Below are 17,456 nucleotides of genomic sequence, written 5' to 3' on the forward strand. Positions count from 1 at the left end.
GCGGGTGCCGATGAGCGCCGTACTCGGCTGGGCCGTGTTGTGCGGAACGGGCCTCGGTGTGGGGTTGTGGTCGCTCGTGAGCTTGACGCCGCGGCTGACCAGGCCCCGCCTGATCGACCGTGTGGTGCCCTACATTCTTGATATTTCTCCGGAAGCGCGCCGCATCGTCGCCCGGCGAACAGTGAACCCGATTCCCGTGCTGGGAAGCCTGTTCGCACCGCTGTTCGGCGCGCTGTCACGGGGGTTGTCGAGTCTTCTCGGCGGCAGCGAGACCGTTGCGCGCCGACTGCACCAATCCGGGTCGGTGAAGACGGTCGAGGAGTTTCGTTCCGTGCAACTCGTCTGGGCCTTGCTGACGTTCGCCGTCGCAACCGTGATCACCATCGTTGTGCTGCCCGAGCTGCTATTGGCCGCCCGTCTTTCGCTGCCGTTCGTGGCAGCAATCGGCGGAGTCGTGTTGCGGGACTGGCTGCTCCACCGGGCCGCCACCGCACGACTGGCTCGTATGCGCAGCGAACTGCCGACCATTCTTGAATTTCTCACCCTGTCGCTCTCGGCTGGCGAAGGCATTCTGGATTCGATTCGACGGGTGTCGCTCACGAGCACTGGGGAGCTGTCTCGCGAATTCGCGGGCGTGGTCGCCGATGTTCATACCGGGATCCCCATCGGTTCGGCATTACAGTCGCTCTCGCGCAGCATCCAGCTGCCGGAGGTGACCCGGTTTGTCGACCAGGTCACCGGCGCGCTGGACCGTGGGTCACCGCTGGCCGAGGTGTTGCGGGCGCAGGCGCAGGATTCCCGCGACCAGACCAAGCGCACGCTGCTCGAGCTGGCAGGCAAGAAAGAAGTTGCGATGCTCGTGCCGCTGGTTTTTCTGATTCTTCCGATGACCGTTCTGTTCGCTGTTTTTCCCGGACTCGTCGTGCTGCAGACCGGGTTCTGACGCTCCACTGCACCATCCATCCCATGAGAAAAGAGAATGCCATGACCCGAATCATGCTCCGCTTCAACAGCCTGCTCCGCGATGAAACAGGAGACGTGCCCGGCTGGGTGCTGATCACCCTGATGACGGCCGGTCTGGTTTTGATCATTTGGGGGCTGGCCGGGCCCGCCCTTAGCGGTGTGTTCCAGCAGGCCATGGATCGCGTGAGCAGTTTCTGACCGGTCGACATGCCCAAATTCGGTGAGCGGATACGACGCCTCGCCTCGCTGCGCCGCACCACGTTGCGAGATGAGGCGGGTTCCGCCGTGGCCGAATTCGTCATGGTGGTGTCATTGCTGACCTTTCTGACGCTCATGGTCATGCAGCTGGCCCTCGCGCTGCACATTCGCAACACAGTGCTCGACGCCGCGGCTGAAGGCGCCCGCTACGCCGCGCTCGCCGACAGCAGTTTGCCTGCGGGCGCCCAACGCACCCGCGATCTGATCACGACAGCTATTGGAGCGACCTATGCCACCGATGTCGTGGTGCAGTACAAAGTGAGTGCCGGATATCCCACTGTCGAAGTTCGGGTGGTCGCACCGCTGCCCCTCATGGGACTGCTCGGTGTCCCGCATGGATTGGAAGTGGTTGCTCATGCTGCGGTCGAATCGTTGCGGTAGGGGGTCGGAGGCGGGTTCGGCTTCGCTCGAATTCATCACGGCGGGCATGATCCTGCTGGTGCCCCTGGTCTATCTGGTGCTTGCGCTGTCCGCCTTGCAGGGGGGTGCGCTCGCCGTCGAGGGAGCAGCCCGGCAGGCGGCCCGGGTCTATGTGCAGGCCCCCGACGAGGTCACCGCGACCGAACGGGCCCGCCGAGCCGTTGCCTTCGCGCTCGAGGATCACGGGCTCGACCCGGGCGACGCCGAAGTGCAGATCGAGTGCGCTGGCGGAACAAGCCGCTGTTTGACCAGCCAAGGGCTCGTGACGGTCACCGTGCGAATCGGCATTGCGCTGCCGTTGGTGCCCGACATGCTCGCACTGAACCAGAGCGCGAGTGTGCCGATGACCGCGGCGTCGACGCAGATGGTGTCCCGATTTGGCGGCCTCGGATGACCAGGCACCGGTCGCCCGCGTCGAACGAAGATGGTTCGACCTTGTTGCTCACTATTTTCTATGGCTTTCTGGCCCTGAGCCTCGTGCTCGTGGCCCTGTCGGCGACGTCGCTTTACCTCGAACGCAAGCGGCTGCTCAGCCTCGCTGACGGTGCAGCGCTGGCCGGGTCTGAGGCGTTCACCCTCGACACGGTGCAGGTGGGTGTGGTCGGGCCGCGGCCGCAGCTGAGGTCGGACGACGTGTCGGCTGCAGTCGGTGAGTATCTGCGCCTCGTTCCGCACGACTCATTCGAGGCGCTCACCGTGATGAGCGCGGCATCCGCTGATGGGCAGAGCGCGTCGGTGACGCTGCGCTCCTGGTGGCGTCCACCCGTGCTGACCCTCGTGGTGCCAGACGGGGTGCCACTCATGGTGACGGTGGTGTCCCGGGCGGTGTTTCATTAACGGGGGCGCACAAAGTGGCACTGGTAATTTCAGGATAGAAGCGTACGCTGCACAGATTCGTTGTCGACGTGGCAGCCTCCTATCTTGTTGGGGGCTTCAGGGTGTGTACCGCAGTCGACACCGTGCCAGCCCCGGTCCCCGGTTGGTAGTGCCGGCGATTTTGAGTCGTCGTTCAACCGGGTTGGTCGCCGCCGGTTGACGTGGCCCAACCCGGCGGCTGTGAAACACCGAGATCGGCTGTGAAATCATGGATGCATTACTGGACGAACACGTCGTGGACGAGCTCGACTTCGATGCACTCCTCCCCTGCGAGGGCGTGCACCACGATCGCGGACTCAGTGGTCACGAACCGGCCGAATCGGGGGGCTACATGGTGATTTCACCGTGCTGTGGCCCCAAGGTGATCCAGTGTGCGTCGCGGGTCGACGCCATGCGCGTATCCGGCGTGCTTTATTGCGGGTCGTGCCGACACGAGCACCTCACCAGCGAATACCAGTTCATTCCGTTGCAGGTATAGCCGGCGGCTCGCGCCCTCATTTTCAGAGCGGATGCCGCGAGCGGTACTGTCGGTAGGTGCCCTGAAGGCGCCGACAGGAGCAGCGTGCGTACCAGGCGGGACAAACTGAGCGGTGCGGGAGCTCAGCTCGCCACCGAGGTCAGTATCAACTTTGGCTCAGCACTGGCCGGACTCCTCATTCCCGTCGTCGGTTCGCCCATCGTGGTCGCGGCCCGCCAGATCGTCATGGTCGTCGTGGTACTGCCGCTCGCCCGGCCCAAGTTGAAAAACCTGACCTGGGCCCGAATCTGGCCGGCGCTGGCCCTCGGCGTCGTGCTCGCCGTCATGAACCTCACCTTCTACCAGGCCGTGAGTATTCTCGGACTCGGCATCGCAGCGACGATTGAATTCCTGGGCCCCTTCGCCTTGGCTTTGATCACGAGCCGGCGCATCCTGGACTTCGTGTGCGCTGCGGCCGCAGCCGGGGGAGTCTTCCTGCTGACCTGGTCGGATGGCACTCTCGACCTGCTTGGAATTGCGCTGGCGCTCACCGCAGCGGCCTCGTGGTTCTTCTACATCCTGCTCACCCGCCGGGTGGCGACCGAATTCGCGGGACTGGAAGGCATCTCAGTTGCGAGCATGGTCAGCCTGGTGATCGTGGTACCGATCGCACTGTTCACCCTCGATCTGTCGGCCTTCACCTGGGGCGTCGTCGGACTGCTCCTGCTCGTGGGCGTGGTCTCCTCGGCCTTTCCGTATACGCTCGACACCTACATTTTGCGGCGGATCAGCCCGCGCCTGTACGCGATCATCACAAGCTTCGGGCCGGTGATCGCTGCAGGTTTTGGCGCGCTCGTGCTGGGCGAGACCTTCACACTGCTGCAGCAGATCGCCATCGTCGTCGTCTGCGTGGCGGCCGGCGCGGCAATTGCGACCCAGCGCGATCGGCCAATGTACGACCTGGAGCTGACGGCGACCGCCATTCCCTAGGGCTGATAAATCTGCGGGGCCAGACCGTGGCATCCACTCATCGAACGGCGCTACTCGACGCGCAGGCCGAGGTACGCGGCCAACAGCGGTGCCAGCAGGCTCAGTTGAGCATCGTCGATCGTCGCTCCGCGCAGTCCCTCAAGGCCGTGCACGGCCGAGAAATCACTCGAGCGCAGGTCGACATCTTTGAGCTGCGCGCCACCGACCTCGAGGGTGCCGATGCGACAGTTCTGCAGCTCGAGTCGCTGCCCGGTGGCGCTGCCCGGTGGCGCTGCCCGGTGGCGCTGCCCGGTGGCGCTGCACGGTGGCGCTGCACGGTGGCGCTGCCGAGGTCGAGTTCCTCGATGATGCAGTTACTGAGGAGCACGTCGGTCAGGGTGGCGTTACTCAGGTCCACGAAATCGAGCTTTGAGCCGTCGATGTGCACGGGTCAGCACGATGACGGGCATGCCGCGCAGGGTTGTGCCCTCGGTACCGCCGGACTTCTCATACAGGTCGACCTGATCGCGCACCCACTGGGCGGTGCTTGGCTCGTATTCTCCGATGAGTGGCATGCGTGGGCCAACGCCCGAGCTTCCCAGACATTCCAAGGAGAATCGGCGCATAACTCCTGCAATTTGAGACCCGCCAGAAGCGGATGCCCGCAAACTCGCGGCAAAATTTTCGGCCGCGAAGAAATTGCAGGAGTTATGCGCGGGGGAAGAGGGGGAAGAGGGGGAAGAGGGGGAAGAGGGGGAAGAGGGGGAAGAGGGGGAAGAGGGGGAAGAGGGGGAAGAGGGGGAAGACGGGAAAGACGGGAAGAGGGGAGAGACGGGAGCGTACCCGGGATGACTAGAGCAGGCTGCGGGGGCGGTGGGGAGCGAAGCGGGGAATGTAGCGGCTGAGCAGTACGGCGCCGAACAGACCGAAGACCCCGACGATGCCGCTCGCGATCGACAGCGAAGCGAGCGCGGTGATGCCGGCCAGGGCGAGTGGCGCGGCGGCGCTGCCAAAGTCGGCGGTGAATCGCCAGGCTCCGAGAAACGGCGCCGGATACCGCTGCGGCGCGAGGTCAGCACCGAGCGTCATGAGCAGGCCGCTGCCGATGCCGTTGGCCAGGGAGAGAAACAGCGCGATGCCGATGAACCAGCCGACGTTGCTCGGCAGATCGTGCGTGAACGCGAGCGCGACATGGCCGACGCCGAGGCCTATCATCGAGGGTACCGCGCTCCAGATGCGACCGAAGCGATCCATGATCTGGCCGCTGGCGTAGAACAAGACGAAGTCAATGCCGCCGGCGATACCGATGATGAGCGCCGTGTCGGGCGCACTGATGCCGATGCTGACCGCCCAGAGGGGCAGCATGACGGTTCGGCTGGCGCGCATAGCGCCCACGAGGGCGGCGCCGGTGCCGAGCCGCACGAGCACGCCCCGGTGGGTTCGGATGGTCTGAAAGAGGCCCCGTGCGGCGAGTGCTGCGGCATCCGTTTCGGCGGCCCCGGGCGGTGTGACGTCGGCCGGTGTCGCCGAGGCTGGCCCTTCCGGTACAGCCTGTTCCGGTGCAGCGCGCTCCGATGCAGCGCGCTCCGGAACTGCCTGTTCCGGCACAGGGGGTTCTGGTGCAGCGCGGTCCGGCACCGCGCGGTCCGGTGCAGCGCGCTCCGGAACTGCCTGCTCCGGCACCGCGCGTTCCGACGCGTCGAGGTTACGGGTGGGGTCCGGCAGAATCACCAGCATCGCGACGGCGAGCACGCAGCAGACGATGAAGACCCAGAACGCGGCCTGGGTGCTGCCGGTGAGGTGGATCAGCGCGGCAGACAGGAACGGCCCCACGAACCAGCCGGCCCGAAACACGCCGCCGAGCGTCGACAGCGCACGGGCCCGGTAGACGAGGGGCACATAACTGGTCATGAAAGCGTGCCGGGCCAGGGCGAACACGGCCGTCGCGATGCCGATCAAAAAGATTCCCAGGCCGAGTACGAGCGGGTTGGGTGCTGTGAGGCAGATGATCACCGCGCCGATCGTGATGACGGAAGCCCAGATCATCGAGTTGCGCTCGCCGATGCGGGAGACGACCCAGCCGCTGGGAATGTCGCCGACCAGCTCGCCGAGCATGACCATGGCGGCGATCACCCCGGCGATGGCGAGCGTGGCGCCCAGGTCACTGGCGACCAGCGGAATGAGCGGAATGATCGCGCCCTCACCCACCGAGAACAGCAGGGTGGGTAGGAACGCCGTCAGGGCGATGGATCGCAGGTTGAGGGCCCGTTGCGCTTTACTCATCAGAACCGATGCTACGCCAGCCCGGTAGGCTGAGCGGAACATGATTGACTTGGATTTCTCAGTACAAATCGCCGCGCTGCGGACCACGTTTGGCGACATCCGTTCGGTGATCGACATTGATCGACTGCGCGCGGACATCGACGACCTCAGCGGTGAGGCCGGAATGCCCGATTTATGGGACGACACCGAGCACGCGCAGAAGGTGACGAGCGACCTCAGCCACCGGCAGGCGCAGCTGGCGCGCATCGAGAGCATCACGACGCGACTCGATGATCTCGAGACTCTCGTGGAGATGGCCAACGACGGCCAGGGCGACCAGGAACTGGCCGATGAAGCCACCGTCGAACTCGCCAGCCTGCAGAAACTGCTCGGTGAGCTCGAGGTGCAGACCCTGCTCAACGGCGAATTCGATGAACGTAACGCCGTCATCACCATTCGCGCCGGTGCTGGAGGAGTGGACGCCGCCGACTTCGCCGAGATGCTGCTGCGCATGTACCTGCGCTACGCCGAACAGCACGACTTTCGCACCACCGTGCTCGACATCAGCTACGCCGAAGAGGCCGGCATCAAGAGTGCCACCTTCGAGGTCGACGCCGCCTACGCCTTTGGCACGCTCAGCGTCGAGGCCGGCACCCACCGCCTGGTGCGCATGAGCCCGTTCAACTCGGCCGGCAAACGCCAGACCTCCTTCGCCGCGGTCGAGGTCGTGCCGCTGATCGAACAGACCGAGTCGATCGACGTGCCCGACGGCGACATCCGCGTCGACGTCTTTCGTTCCAGTGGCCCCGGCGGCCAGTCCGTCAACACCACCGACTCCGCCGTGCGCATCACCCACCTGCCCACTGGCACGGTGGTGAGCTGCCAGAACGAGAAAAGCCAGATTCAGAACCGTGCGGCCGCCATGCGCGTCTTGCAGTCGCGACTGTTGGTGCTCGAGCGCGAGAAAGAAGCGGCCACCAAGAAAGAACTGGCCGGCAACATCACGGCAAGCTGGGGTGACCAGATGCGCAGCTACGTGCTCGCGCCCTATCAAATGGTCAAGGACCTGCGCACCGAGTATGAGGTGAACAACCCGAGCAACGTCTTCGACGGTGACCTGGACGGATTCATTTCGGCCGGCATCCGCTGGCGCAAGAAGGCTCCTGAAGACTAAACGGATGCTGAGGCTTCGGCTTCGACGGGTATGTCGCTGTTGGGAAAACGCCCGCGGATGCCTAGGCTCTAAGAGCTATGATCCGTTTTGATCACATAACCAAGAAGTACCCCGGCACCACTCGGCCGGCACTGAACTCGATCGACGTCGAGATTTTGCGAGGCGAATTCGTCTTTCTGGTCGGCGCCTCCGGATCGGGCAAATCGAGCTGCCTGCGGCTCGTGCTCAAGGAGGAAAAGCCGACCAGCGGCAGCATCCACGTGCTCGGCCAGGACTTGCGGTCGATCTCGAACCGCAAGGTGCCTTACTTTCGCCGCAATATGGGTGTGGTTTTTCAGGACTTTCGTTTGCTGCCGAACAAGACCGTCTTCGACAACGTCGCCTTCAGCCTGCAGGTCATCGGCAAGAGCCGCGGTTTCATCCAGGAAGCCGTGCCGGACACCCTCAAGATGGTCGGCCTGGCCGAAAAATCCCAGCGCCTCCCGCACGAACTCTCCGGTGGTGAGCAGCAGCGGGTGGCCATTGCCCGCGCCATCGTGAACAAACCACAGATTCTGCTGGCCGATGAGCCCACCGGAAACCTCGACCCCACCACGAGCGCCGAGATCATGTCGTTGCTCGCGAGCATCAATGCCAGTGGCACCACCGTCATCATGGCCACCCACGAAGCCGGCATCGTCGACCAGATGCAGCGCCGGGTGATCGAGCTCGTGCACGGTGAGATCGTGCGTGACGAGCGCCAGGGCGGCTACGCCACCGCGTCCATTCCCACCATCGGGCCGGCGCCGACAACGGATACCCCCGCCAGCGAGCCGGTGCCCGTCGCCTACGCCCGGCCCGCCGCTGCGCCGGAACCATCGTTGACGCACCCTTCTGCGCCTGTTCCCGAAACCTCCGTATCGTTGCACCAAGCTGCGGCGGCGGCTGTTGCCGCAGCGTCGGCCGCGACGCCAGCGCCGATCGCTGCAGCTCCCGTTGCCGCCCGCGCTACCGACGATCCTGCTGTCGATGACCCCGCTATCGATGCCCCCGCTGTCGAGGGCGTCCTCACTACACCGGTGCCGCCGATGACACGCCCGGTGCTGCCGGCCGCCCAAAACGATGACCCGGAGCAACTCACTCTCGCCGAGAAACTCGGGCTGCGGGCGCCGGGGGAGAAACCCGATCAAACGGGCGAACAGAACGTGGGGCCGACCCGATGAGGCTCGGTCTGGTGCTGTCCGAGGCCGCGAATGGTCTTCGGCGCAATGCGTCCATGGTCGTCTCCGTCGTGCTCGTGACCTTCATCTCGCTCACCTTCGTCGGCGCGGCCATTCTCATGCAGATGCAGATCGGCCAGATGAAGAACTTCTGGTACGACAAGGCGCAGGTCGGCATCTACATGTGCTCCGATATCTCCCCGGGCGAAACCTGCACCGGCGGCGACGCGTCACCCGAGCAGATCGCCGCCGTCGAAGCCCAGCTGACCTCACCGACCCTGACGTCGTTCATCGACAACTATTACTTCGAGACGCACGAGCAGGCCTTCGAGAACTTCAAGAAGCAGTTCGCCGGCAACCCGGTCGCCGACTATGTCACGGCCGACCAGCTCAACCAGACGTTCTGGGTGAACCTGAAAGACCCGTCCCAGTCCGCGGTGCTGGTGGAGAGCCTGTCGGGGGTCGCCGGCGTTGAGAATGTCGCTGACCAGCGCAAATACCTCGACCAGATCTTCTCCGTGCTCAATGTGGCGAGCTACACGGCCATCGGCATCGCCGGGTTGATGCTGATTGCGGCGGCGCTTCTGATCGCCACCACCATCCGTTTGTCGGCGTTCTCCCGGCGACGGGAACTGGGCATCATGCGATTGGTGGGCGCGAGCAACCGGTTCATCCAGACGCCGTTCATCCTGGAAGGCGTCTTCGCGGCGCTGCTCGGCTCGCTGCTGGCCGGCGGCGCGATCGTTGCGCTCGTGTACTTCTTCGTGCAGGGCTACCTCGGCGCGAGGCTCACCGGATTCGCCCTGATCGGCATGGACGATGCCCTCGTTGTGGTGCCCATTTTGCTCGTGGTCGGTGCGGTGCTCGCCGCGTTCTCGGCCAACTTCGCCATCACTCGCTACCTCAAGGTCTAACCCATAAGCGGATGCCGGGCACGGCAGGGTTCCGCTAGACTGGTGGGCTGTCTGCCGAACGGCCGACGGCATCCGCTTGAAGAAAAGAATCGAGGTGAACACATGCCCAGGGAACGTGGAGAGAAGGTCGTGGCGACCAACCGCAAGGCCCGACATGACTACCTCATCAGTGACACCTACGAGGCCGGGATGGTCTTGAGCGGCACCGAGGTCAAGTCGCTCCGCGCCGGTCGGGCGACACTGGTCGACGGCTATGCCTTCATCGAGGGCGGCGAGGCCTGGCTTGATGCGGTGCATATTCCGGAATACTCCGGTGGATCGTGGACCAACCACCCCCCGCGTCGCAAGCGCAAACTCCTGCTGCATAAGAAGGAGATCGTGAAGATCAGCCACAAGACCAAAGAGGGCGGCTACACGCTCATTCCGCTGCGCATCTATTTTGCGGACGGTCGGGCGAAGGTCGAAATCGCGGTAGCCAAGGGCAAGAAAGAGTACGACAAGCGCCAGACCTTGCGGGAACGCACCGACAAGCGCGAATCGGATCGCGCGATGTCGGCGCAGCGCCACCTCGGCGATTAGCCAGCTTCTGTAGTAGTATGGGAGGCTGCACCGAAGCGTGCAGTTTGGTAATTCAACAGCGTGTGACACGAACCCATCGCCGGCCACGGTGTTGATTAAGACACCGGGCGCGATGCGTATGGGGATGATCGGTTTCGACATTGTTTGCGCAATTGTGAGAAGCGGGTCGAGGATGCAGGGTTATCTCGTAAACGATCTCTGCAAAAACAATAAGTGCCAAATCAAACCGCACTGACTTCGCTCTCGCTGCCTAAGCGAAAGCACTAAAGAAGTCCGCCAGACCGGGAATGCTCTCTACCCGGATCCTGACGCCATTTAGAGAGCTTGCTTCTACATTGAGCCACGGGGCGTAGAGGGACTTAAACGAAGGCTGGGCCTGTCGGAGTAGATGCCAGTGGCAAATTCCGGGGCCGAGAAAGCGATTTCACTGGATACACCCGTAGAAGGCATATGACCACAGCAATGGACCGGGGTTCAATTCCCCGCATCTCCACCATCGGTTCTGTCACACGTTGTTGAGTTTTTTCTCACAACTGGCCGCCCGACTGGGCGGCCAGTTGTGGTTAACCGGATGCGGCTGTCAGCGCAGGCGCAGGCCGATCGCGGTGCGGATGGCGTCGCGCTGGCCGCCGGAGTGCACGATGTCGTCTCCGTGAACTGTGAGCTGGCTGGCATGACAGCGCAGGGCCGCCACGACAGTGTCGCGCGAGGCGTCGAGGTCGAGCCATTCGGCATCCGCTGCGGGAGTATCGAGAATCTCGGCGTAGGGGACCGCGAGTCTGCGGCTGGCGGCGAGGGTGGCGTCGTGGACGCGCACGTGGTCGGGATGACCGTAGCCGCCGGTTGCGTCGTAGCTGATGACGAGGTCTGGTCGCAGGTGCTGCAGTACCGCGACGAGATCCTCGGTGACCTCGGCGAGCGGGGCGCGAGCGAGGGCATCCGTTTCAGAATCAGGTGCCGGTCCGGCCAGGCCCGGGCGAATCCACTGCATCCCGGAGTCGCGGTAGCGGCGAGGGGGGAGCCCGGGCGCACGCGCCGGTGCTTCGCCGAGCCAGAAGCTCTGGTCGACGCCGAGCGTGACGGCGGCGCGCGCAAGTTCGCGCTCGCGCTCCTGGGCCAGGGCTATGGTTCCGGCGAGCGGGGAAAGCGGTCCAGTGACGACCTCTCCGCGCTCACCGCGCGTTGCAGTGACCAGGCTGACTCGGATGTTGCGGCTCGTGAGATAAGCGATGAGGCCGCCGGTGCTGATGGTCTCGTCGTCGGGGTGCGCGTGCACGAACAGCACTGAGGTGACGGAGTGGAGAATGTTCATGCCTCGATCAATTTCTGGCTGGGGGAGTCCGATAGATCGGCAGGCGGGTCGGGGTCGACAAGGTCGTCGTGGTGGATGGAATCGACGAGAGTATGCAGCGGCTTTCCGCTGCCGCCCCACTGCAGCGAGATGATCTCGGCGGCGATCGAGACCGCGGTCTCTTCGGGAGTGCGCGAGCCGAGGTCGAGGCCGATCGGGCTGCGCAGCCGGGCCAGCTCGGCATCGGTCACCCCTACCGCGCGCAGGCGCTCCAGGCGGTCAGCGTGGGTACGCCGCGACCCCATCGCGCCGATGTAGGCCACTGGTGGGCCGTGCAGGGCCGCTTCGAGCAAGGGAACGTCGAATTTGGGGTCGTGGGTCAGGACGCAGATCACCGTGCGGGGATCGATGAATCCGCCGGCGATCTGTTCGCGCAGGTAGCGGTCGGGCCAGCTCACCACGACCTCGTCGACGCCGGGAAACCGGGCGGCCGTCGCGAAGACGCCGCGAGCATCGCAGACCGTGACTCGGTAGCCGAGAAAAGTGCCGAGCCGGGCGAGGGCGGTGGCGAAGTCGATCGCCCCGAAGACCAGCAGGCGCGGCCGGGGCGCGTAGCTTGCGAAGAACACCCGCAGGCCCTCGCCCCGCCGTTCGCCGTCTGGGCCGTAGGTGAGAGTGGTGTTGCGACCGGCAGCGAGCAGACCCTGGGTGTCGTCACCGACGGCGTGGTTGGCGCGGTCAGAGCCCAGGTCGCCCGCAAATCCGTGCGGCCGCACCACGAGGTGTCGGCCGATCCAGCCGGCATCCGGATGCTCGATCACGGTGGCCACGCCTACCGGGCGCCCGGCAGCCATGTCGTCGTGCACGCCATCGAGCAGGGCGAAGGTGGCGCGGGAGACGGGTTCGATGAAGACGTCGAGGATGCCGCCGCACGTGAGCCCCACGGCGAAGGCGTCGTCGTCGCTGATGCCATAGCGCACGAGCACCGGCACGCCGTCCTTGGCTACCTGGGTGGCCAGTTCATAGACGGCTCCCTCGACGCAGCCGCCCGAGACCGATCCGGCCACGGTGCCGTCGGCGCTGACCAGCATGGAGGCGCCGGGCGGGCGCGGCGCGGACTGGAAGGTTCGAACGACCGTGGCGAGGCCAGCGGTGGCACCGCTCTGCCAGCCGGTGAGGAGGGTATCCAAAACCTCGCGCATATCGGTGTTCCTTCTATTAGCGTGGCGCTCGTGGCCACACGCGCACCGACCAATTCGGTATGCGATGAACGATACCGTGGCCAGCAGGCCGAAAGTTTCAGGTGCCGTCGCAAGTCATCTCGCATGCTGCCTGAGCCAGTCATGCACCATGATGGTTTCGGGAGAGGAAAGGCATGGCTGCGAAGTGGCTGCGGAGGTGGGTGCCGGGGATCGACACGGCGCTTGGCTACCGGCGTTCCTGGCTACTGCCCGACCTGCGTGCTGGCGTCGTTCTGACCGCTCTGCTCATACCGGTCGGCATCGGCTACGCCGAGGTAGCGGGGCTACCTCCGGCATCGGGCCTGTACGCCACGATCATTCCCCTGGCCGCTTATGCCGTCTTCGGGCCGTCGCGCATTCTCGTGCTCGGCCCCGACTCGGCACTGGCGCCGATCATCGCAGCCGCGATCGTGCCTCTGGCTCTCGGCGATGATGCTCGCGCAGTCGGCCTCGCCGGGCTTTTGGCCATCATGGTCGGAGTGATTCTCGCACTTGGTGGAATTCTGCGCCTCGGTTTCGTGACCGACCTGCTCTCCAAACCCATCCGCGTTGGCTACCTCAACGCTCTCGCCCTGCTGGTCATCGTGTCGCAGCTGCCCACCCTTTTCGGCTTCTCCATCGAAGCGGACTCGGCGCTGCGCGACGCGATCGGGATCTTCGCCGGAATCACCGGCGGGCAGGTGAACCTGACTGCGACGCTCTTCGGCCTCGGTTCGCTGGCCGTCATTGTCGTCCTGTCGTGGCGCAGAACCCGGATTCCGGGTGTGCTCGCGGCTGTCGTACTCGCGACAGCAGTGACCGCGGTCTTCGGGCTGAGGGATGCCCTGCCTGTCGTCGGTGCGCTTCCCCAGGGGCTCCCCGCACCCGCGCTCGGCGGGTTGCAGTGGGCGGATGCGGCGGCTTTAGTGGCTCCGGCACTGGGTATCGCGCTCATCGCCTTCGCCGACACCGCCGTGCTTTCGCGATCGTTTGCTGCCCGCCGCGGAGAGAATGTCAACGGTAGCCAGGAAATGAGGGCGATCGGCGCATCGAACATCGCGAGCGGACTGCTCGGTGGATTTCCCGTCTCAGCGTCGTCCTCGCGCACCCCCGTCGCCGAGAAGGCGGGGGCTCGCTCCCAGCTCACCGGAGTCGTTGGTGCTGCCCTCGTTCTGGCCTTCATGCTATTCGCGCCCGGTCTCACGGATTTTCTGCCCTCGGCGGCGATCGCTGCGGTCGTCATGGTCGCCGCGGCCGGGCTCGTTGATGTGAAAGGGTTCATCGCGCTCGTGCGCATGAACAAGGTCGACGCGACGCTCTCACTCGCGGCCTTTCTCGGGGTGCTGGTGGTCGGCGTTATCGAGGGTATCGTCGTGGCAATCGTTCTCTCGCTCGGCGCATTCGTCAGCCAGGCCTGGCGGCCCTACCGGGCCGAGCTCGGTCGGATCCGCGGTCTGCGCGGCTACCACGACCTGTCGCGGCATCCGGAGGGCGAACGGCTGCCCGGCCTCGTCATCGTTCGCTTCGATGCGCCACTCTTCTTCGCCAACGGGGGGATCTTCGACGACTTTGTGCGGGCCACGGTCGCGGCTGCCGGCAGCGGGATACACACGGTCATCCTCGCGGCGGAGCCCATCACCGATATCGACACGACCGCTGTGGAGGAACTGCTCGAACTCGACAATTTTCTGGCTTCTCGCGGCATCACGCTGGTCTTTGCCGAGATGAAAGGCCCGGTGAAAGACCACCTGCGTGATTACGGATTGAGCGGGCGGTTTCCTCCGGAGCGGTTCGCGGTCACTGTCGGAGAGGCGGTCGATGCGGCTACCGGAACACTGCGCGGCGATCTCGACAGCACCCAGTGGGACACGGACGTCTGACGAGGACGTCCCGACCGCCTTAGCCACCAAAGCAGTGTCGCCCCCGGTGCATCACGCAGCGTCGCCCGGCGCGGCCCCCAGCTGTACGCGGCGCTCTGGAACTGAACGGTCAGGGGCGGTTTGTCCAGGCCTTCCAGAAGAGGGCCTCGGCATCGGCTGCTTTCTGCTGTTCCTGGGCGTGCAGGCGGCCATAACTGAAGGTGTTCTCGCCGCGAAGGTAGGCGTCGACCCCGCCGCGGCGCAGCAGGCGCTCACGGGCGATGACGCTGTCGTGCTGGTCGCCGAGCATGGTCTGCAGTTTCTGGGCGAATCCGCTCACCCGCGCGGCACGCTTCGGGTTGAGCGGATGCGCCGTCTCGGCCGCGTAGCGCAGCCTCTTGGCGCGCTTGCGCACCTCGTGCAGGGCGAGGTCACGTTCTGGCCCCGGCACGGTCTCGGCTGCGCGGTGCACGGCGCGGCGCAGCCTCTTCCACTCCTTCGCGACCAGGGCGGGCGCGACCACGCGGGCATCCTGGTCGGCCGTAGCCGTGAACGGCGGCGTGGCGACGAGGGCATCGAGGGCGTCGAGCAACCGAAAGTAGCGGTGGGTGTTGAGGGCGGTGACGAGCGTGTGCCCGGCGGTATCGGCATCCGTTTCAGAGCGCGTCTCGAGGCGCGCCCGAATCGGGCCGAGGAGCAGAACCGGGGGCTCGCGGTCGAGTAGGCCGGTGAGGCGGCGTTGCAACACCTCTTCGTCGCGGGATCCGCCGAGCACGGCAGCGAGCCAGCCGAGTTCGGAGCGGAGGTGTTGCACGACGGTCGGGTCGACGAGGGATCGATAGGTGGCCAGCACTGAACGCAGCCGGCGCACGGCGACGCGCATCGCGTGCACAGAGCCGGTCGCGTGCTGGCGAACCTGCGGGTCCTGCGCGCGAATGACGTCGATCTGCTCGCCCAGGCTGGCCACTAAGACGTTCCCGGCCGGTCCGGTGGGCGTCGGGCGCCGCTCATCCTGGGGCGGTTCCGCCGGCAATCGGTCGCCGAGGGTACGCGCTAGTTTCGACGCGTGCCGTGACACGAGGATGCCGGCGGCCGCGAGCACAGCCTGCCCCGCGTCGAGCATGTCTTCCGGCCCGTCGACAAGTTCGATCTCCCATTCGCGCCACGCCGCGCTGGCCGGTTGGTCGATCAGTCGATCGGCGCGCACCCGATCGTCGCACAGCACGGCGAGGGTTTCGCCGCCCGCACCGATCAGGGCATGCACGTCGCGGGTGGTGCGAAGGCGTGCAACGGGAACGAGCGGTGCGTCCCGCACGTAGACCCGCACGAGTTGCGCGAGCGACTCGGGTACGGCGTCCGCTTCGCCCTGCCCGTCCCCGCCGAGGGGCGCGTGAATCTCGCGGCGACGGCCAGCGGCCTCTGGCAGTTTCAGGTGCCATCCGGCGTCGTCGCCGCCGGTACGCCGGCGCAGCGTGATGTGCGCGGCGCTGAGGACTAGATCGATCGTGTCGAAATAGACGGCCTCGAGATCGAAGGTCACCGGTTGCGCGATGGCCTGCACGCCGGGCAGGTCGTTCAGCCGCGGCAACGGGGTCAGCTCGTCGACGTCGAATTTGCGTTCTATCTCGATACCACCGTTAGCGTCCACGCCTCACCCTAGCGCGGGAGTGCCGGGTCTGGCCGAATCGTGCTGCGCCCGGCAGGCCGGGTCAGGCCGAATCGTGCTGCGCCCGGCAAGCCGGGTGAGGCCGGATCAGGCGTTGGCAAGCCACAGGTCAGGGCCGAAGATCTCGTAGTGGATGCGTTCGGCCGGCACGCCGGACTGCAGCGCCTGCGCGCGCAGGCTGCGCATGAACGGGAGCGGACCGCAGAGGTAGACCGAGGCATCCTCCGGGATCGTCACGTTCTCCAGTGACATGAAGCCCTCGTGGTGGCCCGCGCTCGGGATCTCCAGCCAGAGCTCGAGTTCGGCCGCCTCCAGTAGGGCGACGTCTTCGTTCATCTGGTCGCGCAGCGCCCAGCGTTCGAGGTTGCTCTCGGCGTGGAGTACGAGCACCTCACGCTTTGAGCCCGTGTCCACCAGGGAACGCAGGATGGAAGCGCTGGGCGTGCAGCCGATGCCAGCTGAGGCCAGGATCAGCGGGCCGGTGCCCGTATCGAGGGTGATATCGCCACACGGCACAGAGAGGATGAGCGTGTCGCCGACCTGCACGTCGCGGTGCAGCACGGGGGAGACCTCGCCGTCGGCGTCGAGCTTGGTGGTGAAGACTCGCGTTGTGGCCGTGCCGGCCGAGAGGGAGTACTGGCGCACTTGGCGGATGCCGTCAGGCATGGTGGCGGTGACACTGACGTACTGGCCGGGCAGGGCGGGCGTCACGGGGGTATCGTCAGCCGGTTCGAGGGTGAACGTGACGGCGTCCGTTCCAGCCGCTTGCTTCTTCACGACGGTCCAGGGGGCGAGTGGCTTGTCGCTGGCAAGTCCGGCGTAGAGCCCCTTCTCCATCTTGATCAGCGCGTGGGCCATCAGCCAGTAGACCTCGGTCCAGGCGGCGGCGATTTCGGCCGTGATGACGTCGCTGAGTTCGTCGGCGATGCCCTCGAACAGGTACTTGTAGACGATGTCATACTGCTCGGGCTGAATATCGAGGGAGACGTGCTTGTGGGCGATGCGGGAGAGCATGGCCTCCGGAGTGATGTCGGGGTTTTGCACCATGTGGGTTGCGAAGACAGCGATGCTGCCGGCAAGGGCCTGCTGCTGCGTGCCGTTCTTCTGGTTCGAGCGGCTGAACAACCCGTCGAACAATTCGGGGTGAGCGGTGAGCATGCGCTTGTAGAAGTTTCTCGCGATCTGGGGCATCCGCTCGCCGACCAGCGGCAGGGTGGCTTCGATGAGGGGGAGGGACTGGGCCGAAAGCATGAATACTCCTTCTATATGACCGACTCCCGTTTGTGGGCGTCTCCTACAAAAGTAGCATTTGATATGCCAATTAAACGGATGGTTTCTACAAGTCGTAG

18 protein-coding genes and 1 other RNA gene are annotated in these 17,456 nt (G+C 65.3%); 13 read left to right on the top strand and 6 right to left on the bottom strand.

Annotated features, from left to right (window positions below):
- The first annotated feature begins 10 nt into the window (after positions 1 to 10).
- The 7 genes from E3T27_RS05820 (at position 11) to E3T27_RS05845 (ending at position 3,964) form a co-directional block, all read left to right on the top strand.
- Entirely contained in the window at positions 11 to 943 is a 933-nt protein-coding gene (locus E3T27_RS05820) for a type II secretion system F family protein (protein WP_134571889.1), read from the top strand.
- 41 nt (positions 944 to 984) lie between these two features.
- On the top strand, positions 985 to 1,161 hold the full coding sequence (locus E3T27_RS16485; RefSeq protein WP_166786111.1) for a hypothetical protein: 177 nt from the start codon (positions 985 to 987) through the stop codon (positions 1,159 to 1,161).
- Between the two features lie 9 nt (positions 1,162 to 1,170).
- Complete coding sequence (locus E3T27_RS05825; protein WP_166786112.1) at positions 1,171 to 1,602, top strand: TadE/TadG family type IV pilus assembly protein; 432 nt, start codon at positions 1,171 to 1,173, stop codon at positions 1,600 to 1,602.
- The gene (locus E3T27_RS05830) at positions 1,577 to 2,035 is read left to right on the top strand and encodes a hypothetical protein (protein ID WP_134571972.1); all 459 of its coding nucleotides are present in this window, start codon (positions 1,577 to 1,579) and stop codon (positions 2,033 to 2,035) included. Before E3T27_RS05825 ends, E3T27_RS05830 begins: the two co-directional genes overlap by 26 nt.
- The gene (locus E3T27_RS05835; RefSeq protein ID WP_134571890.1) at positions 2,032 to 2,478 is read left to right on the top strand and encodes a pilus assembly protein TadG-related protein; all 447 of its coding nucleotides are present in this window, start codon (positions 2,032 to 2,034) and stop codon (positions 2,476 to 2,478) included. The genes E3T27_RS05830 and E3T27_RS05835 overlap by 4 nt, the downstream gene beginning before the upstream one ends.
- A gap of 247 nt (positions 2,479 to 2,725) precedes the next feature.
- Positions 2,726 to 2,995, top strand: coding sequence for a hypothetical protein (locus tag E3T27_RS05840; RefSeq protein ID WP_104197597.1), 270 nt, complete (start codon positions 2,726 to 2,728; stop codon positions 2,993 to 2,995).
- Between the two features lie 84 nt (positions 2,996 to 3,079).
- Positions 3,080 to 3,964 (top strand): EamA family transporter, encoded by an 885-nt coding sequence (locus E3T27_RS05845; RefSeq protein ID WP_104197598.1) that lies wholly within the window; start codon positions 3,080 to 3,082, stop codon positions 3,962 to 3,964.
- 383 nt (positions 3,965 to 4,347) lie between these two features.
- Here E3T27_RS05845 and E3T27_RS05850 read toward each other — a convergent pair whose 3' ends face one another.
- Both E3T27_RS05850 and E3T27_RS05860 read right to left on the bottom strand, forming a co-directional pair.
- Positions 4,348 to 4,518, bottom strand: a complete 171-nt coding sequence (locus E3T27_RS05850; RefSeq protein WP_198416492.1) for a nitroreductase/quinone reductase family protein — start codon at positions 4,516 to 4,518, stop codon at positions 4,348 to 4,350.
- A 277-nt stretch (positions 4,519 to 4,795) separates the two neighbouring features.
- Positions 4,796 to 6,226: an MFS transporter gene (locus tag E3T27_RS05860; protein ID WP_134571891.1), complete on the bottom strand. Its 1,431-nt coding sequence runs from the start codon at positions 6,224 to 6,226 to the stop codon at positions 4,796 to 4,798.
- Positions 6,227 to 6,266: 40 nt separating this feature from the next.
- Here E3T27_RS05860 and prfB point away from each other — a divergent pair, with 40 nt between their 5' ends.
- The 5 genes from prfB to ssrA all read left to right on the top strand — a co-directional run bounded on the left by prfB (position 6,267) and on the right by ssrA (position 10,567).
- Positions 6,267 to 7,379, top strand: coding sequence for a peptide chain release factor 2 (prfB, locus tag E3T27_RS05865; protein WP_104197601.1), 1,113 nt, complete (start codon positions 6,267 to 6,269; stop codon positions 7,377 to 7,379).
- Positions 7,380 to 7,456: 77 nt separating this feature from the next.
- On the top strand, positions 7,457 to 8,581 hold the full coding sequence (gene ftsE, locus E3T27_RS05870) for a cell division ATP-binding protein FtsE (RefSeq protein WP_134571892.1): 1,125 nt from the start codon (positions 7,457 to 7,459) through the stop codon (positions 8,579 to 8,581).
- Positions 8,578 to 9,492 (top strand): permease-like cell division protein FtsX, encoded by a 915-nt coding sequence (ftsX, locus tag E3T27_RS05875; RefSeq protein ID WP_104197603.1) that lies wholly within the window; start codon positions 8,578 to 8,580, stop codon positions 9,490 to 9,492. Before ftsE ends, ftsX begins: the two co-directional genes overlap by 4 nt.
- A gap of 102 nt (positions 9,493 to 9,594) precedes the next feature.
- Positions 9,595 to 10,071: an SsrA-binding protein SmpB gene (smpB, locus tag E3T27_RS05880; RefSeq protein WP_092108491.1), complete on the top strand. Its 477-nt coding sequence runs from the start codon at positions 9,595 to 9,597 to the stop codon at positions 10,069 to 10,071.
- Between the two features lie 120 nt (positions 10,072 to 10,191).
- Positions 10,192 to 10,567, top strand: a transfer-messenger RNA (tmRNA) gene (gene ssrA, locus E3T27_RS05885).
- An 84-nt stretch (positions 10,568 to 10,651) separates the two neighbouring features.
- Here ssrA and E3T27_RS05890 read toward each other — a convergent pair.
- Both E3T27_RS05890 and E3T27_RS05895 read right to left on the bottom strand, forming a co-directional pair.
- Positions 10,652 to 11,383: a PIG-L deacetylase family protein gene (locus E3T27_RS05890; RefSeq protein ID WP_134571893.1), complete on the bottom strand. Its 732-nt coding sequence runs from the start codon at positions 11,381 to 11,383 to the stop codon at positions 10,652 to 10,654.
- Positions 11,380 to 12,564: an XdhC family protein gene (locus E3T27_RS05895; protein ID WP_134571894.1), complete on the bottom strand. Its 1,185-nt coding sequence runs from the start codon at positions 12,562 to 12,564 to the stop codon at positions 11,380 to 11,382. The genes E3T27_RS05890 and E3T27_RS05895 overlap by 4 nt, the downstream gene beginning before the upstream one ends.
- A 173-nt stretch (positions 12,565 to 12,737) precedes the next feature.
- On the opposite strand from E3T27_RS05895, the gene E3T27_RS05900 reads away from it, so the two are divergent.
- The gene (locus tag E3T27_RS05900; protein ID WP_104197606.1) at positions 12,738 to 14,462 is read left to right on the top strand and encodes a SulP family inorganic anion transporter; all 1,725 of its coding nucleotides are present in this window, start codon (positions 12,738 to 12,740) and stop codon (positions 14,460 to 14,462) included.
- Between the two features lie 109 nt (positions 14,463 to 14,571).
- On the opposite strand, the gene E3T27_RS05905 is transcribed toward E3T27_RS05900, so the two are convergent.
- Positions 14,572 to 16,089 (bottom strand): CYTH and CHAD domain-containing protein, encoded by a 1,518-nt coding sequence (locus E3T27_RS05905; protein ID WP_134571895.1) that lies wholly within the window; start codon positions 16,087 to 16,089, stop codon positions 14,572 to 14,574.
- Between the two features lie 105 nt (positions 16,090 to 16,194).
- Entirely contained in the window at positions 16,195 to 17,358 is a 1,164-nt protein-coding gene (locus E3T27_RS05910) for a globin domain-containing protein (RefSeq protein ID WP_134571896.1), read from the bottom strand.
- Positions 17,359 to 17,456: the final 98 nt, after the last annotated feature.

Source organism: Cryobacterium lyxosi (genome assembly GCF_004403345.1).
GTDB lineage: Bacteria > Actinomycetota > Actinomycetes > Actinomycetales > Microbacteriaceae > Cryobacterium > Cryobacterium lyxosi.

What these genes read in the sequence shown, in the direction of transcription:
- E3T27_RS05860 (WP_134571891.1), bottom strand. Translation starts at nt 6,226, where the DNA reads ATGAGTAAAGCGCAACGGGCCCTCAACCTGCGATCCATCGCCCTGACG.
- E3T27_RS05910 (WP_134571896.1), bottom strand. Translation starts at nt 17,358, where the DNA reads ATGCTTTCGGCCCAGTCCCTCCCCCTCATCGAAGCCACCCTGCCGCTG.
- E3T27_RS05825 (WP_166786112.1), top strand. Translation starts at nt 1,171, where the DNA reads ATGCCCAAATTCGGTGAGCGGATACGACGCCTCGCCTCGCTGCGCCGC.
- E3T27_RS05830 (WP_134571972.1), top strand. Translation starts at nt 1,577, where the DNA reads ATGCTGCGGTCGAATCGTTGCGGTAGGGGGTCGGAGGCGGGTTCGGCT.
- prfB (WP_104197601.1), top strand. Translation starts at nt 6,267, where the DNA reads ATGATTGACTTGGATTTCTCAGTACAAATCGCCGCGCTGCGGACCACG.
- E3T27_RS05835 (WP_134571890.1), top strand. Translation starts at nt 2,032, where the DNA reads ATGACCAGGCACCGGTCGCCCGCGTCGAACGAAGATGGTTCGACCTTG.
- E3T27_RS16485 (WP_166786111.1), top strand. Translation starts at nt 985, where the DNA reads ATGACCCGAATCATGCTCCGCTTCAACAGCCTGCTCCGCGATGAAACA.
- ftsX (WP_104197603.1), top strand. Translation starts at nt 8,578, where the DNA reads ATGAGGCTCGGTCTGGTGCTGTCCGAGGCCGCGAATGGTCTTCGGCGC.
- E3T27_RS05820 (WP_134571889.1), top strand. Translation starts at nt 11, where the DNA reads ATGAGCGCCGTACTCGGCTGGGCCGTGTTGTGCGGAACGGGCCTCGGT.
- E3T27_RS05890 (WP_134571893.1), bottom strand. Translation starts at nt 11,383, where the DNA reads ATGAACATTCTCCACTCCGTCACCTCAGTGCTGTTCGTGCACGCGCAC.
- E3T27_RS05895 (WP_134571894.1), bottom strand. Translation starts at nt 12,564, where the DNA reads ATGCGCGAGGTTTTGGATACCCTCCTCACCGGCTGGCAGAGCGGTGCC.
- ftsE (WP_134571892.1), top strand. Translation starts at nt 7,457, where the DNA reads ATGATCCGTTTTGATCACATAACCAAGAAGTACCCCGGCACCACTCGG.
- smpB (WP_092108491.1), top strand. Translation starts at nt 9,595, where the DNA reads ATGCCCAGGGAACGTGGAGAGAAGGTCGTGGCGACCAACCGCAAGGCC.
- E3T27_RS05850 (WP_198416492.1), bottom strand. Translation starts at nt 4,518, where the DNA reads ATGCCACTCATCGGAGAATACGAGCCAAGCACCGCCCAGTGGGTGCGC.
- E3T27_RS05900 (WP_104197606.1), top strand. Translation starts at nt 12,738, where the DNA reads ATGGCTGCGAAGTGGCTGCGGAGGTGGGTGCCGGGGATCGACACGGCG.
- E3T27_RS05840 (WP_104197597.1), top strand. Translation starts at nt 2,726, where the DNA reads ATGGATGCATTACTGGACGAACACGTCGTGGACGAGCTCGACTTCGAT.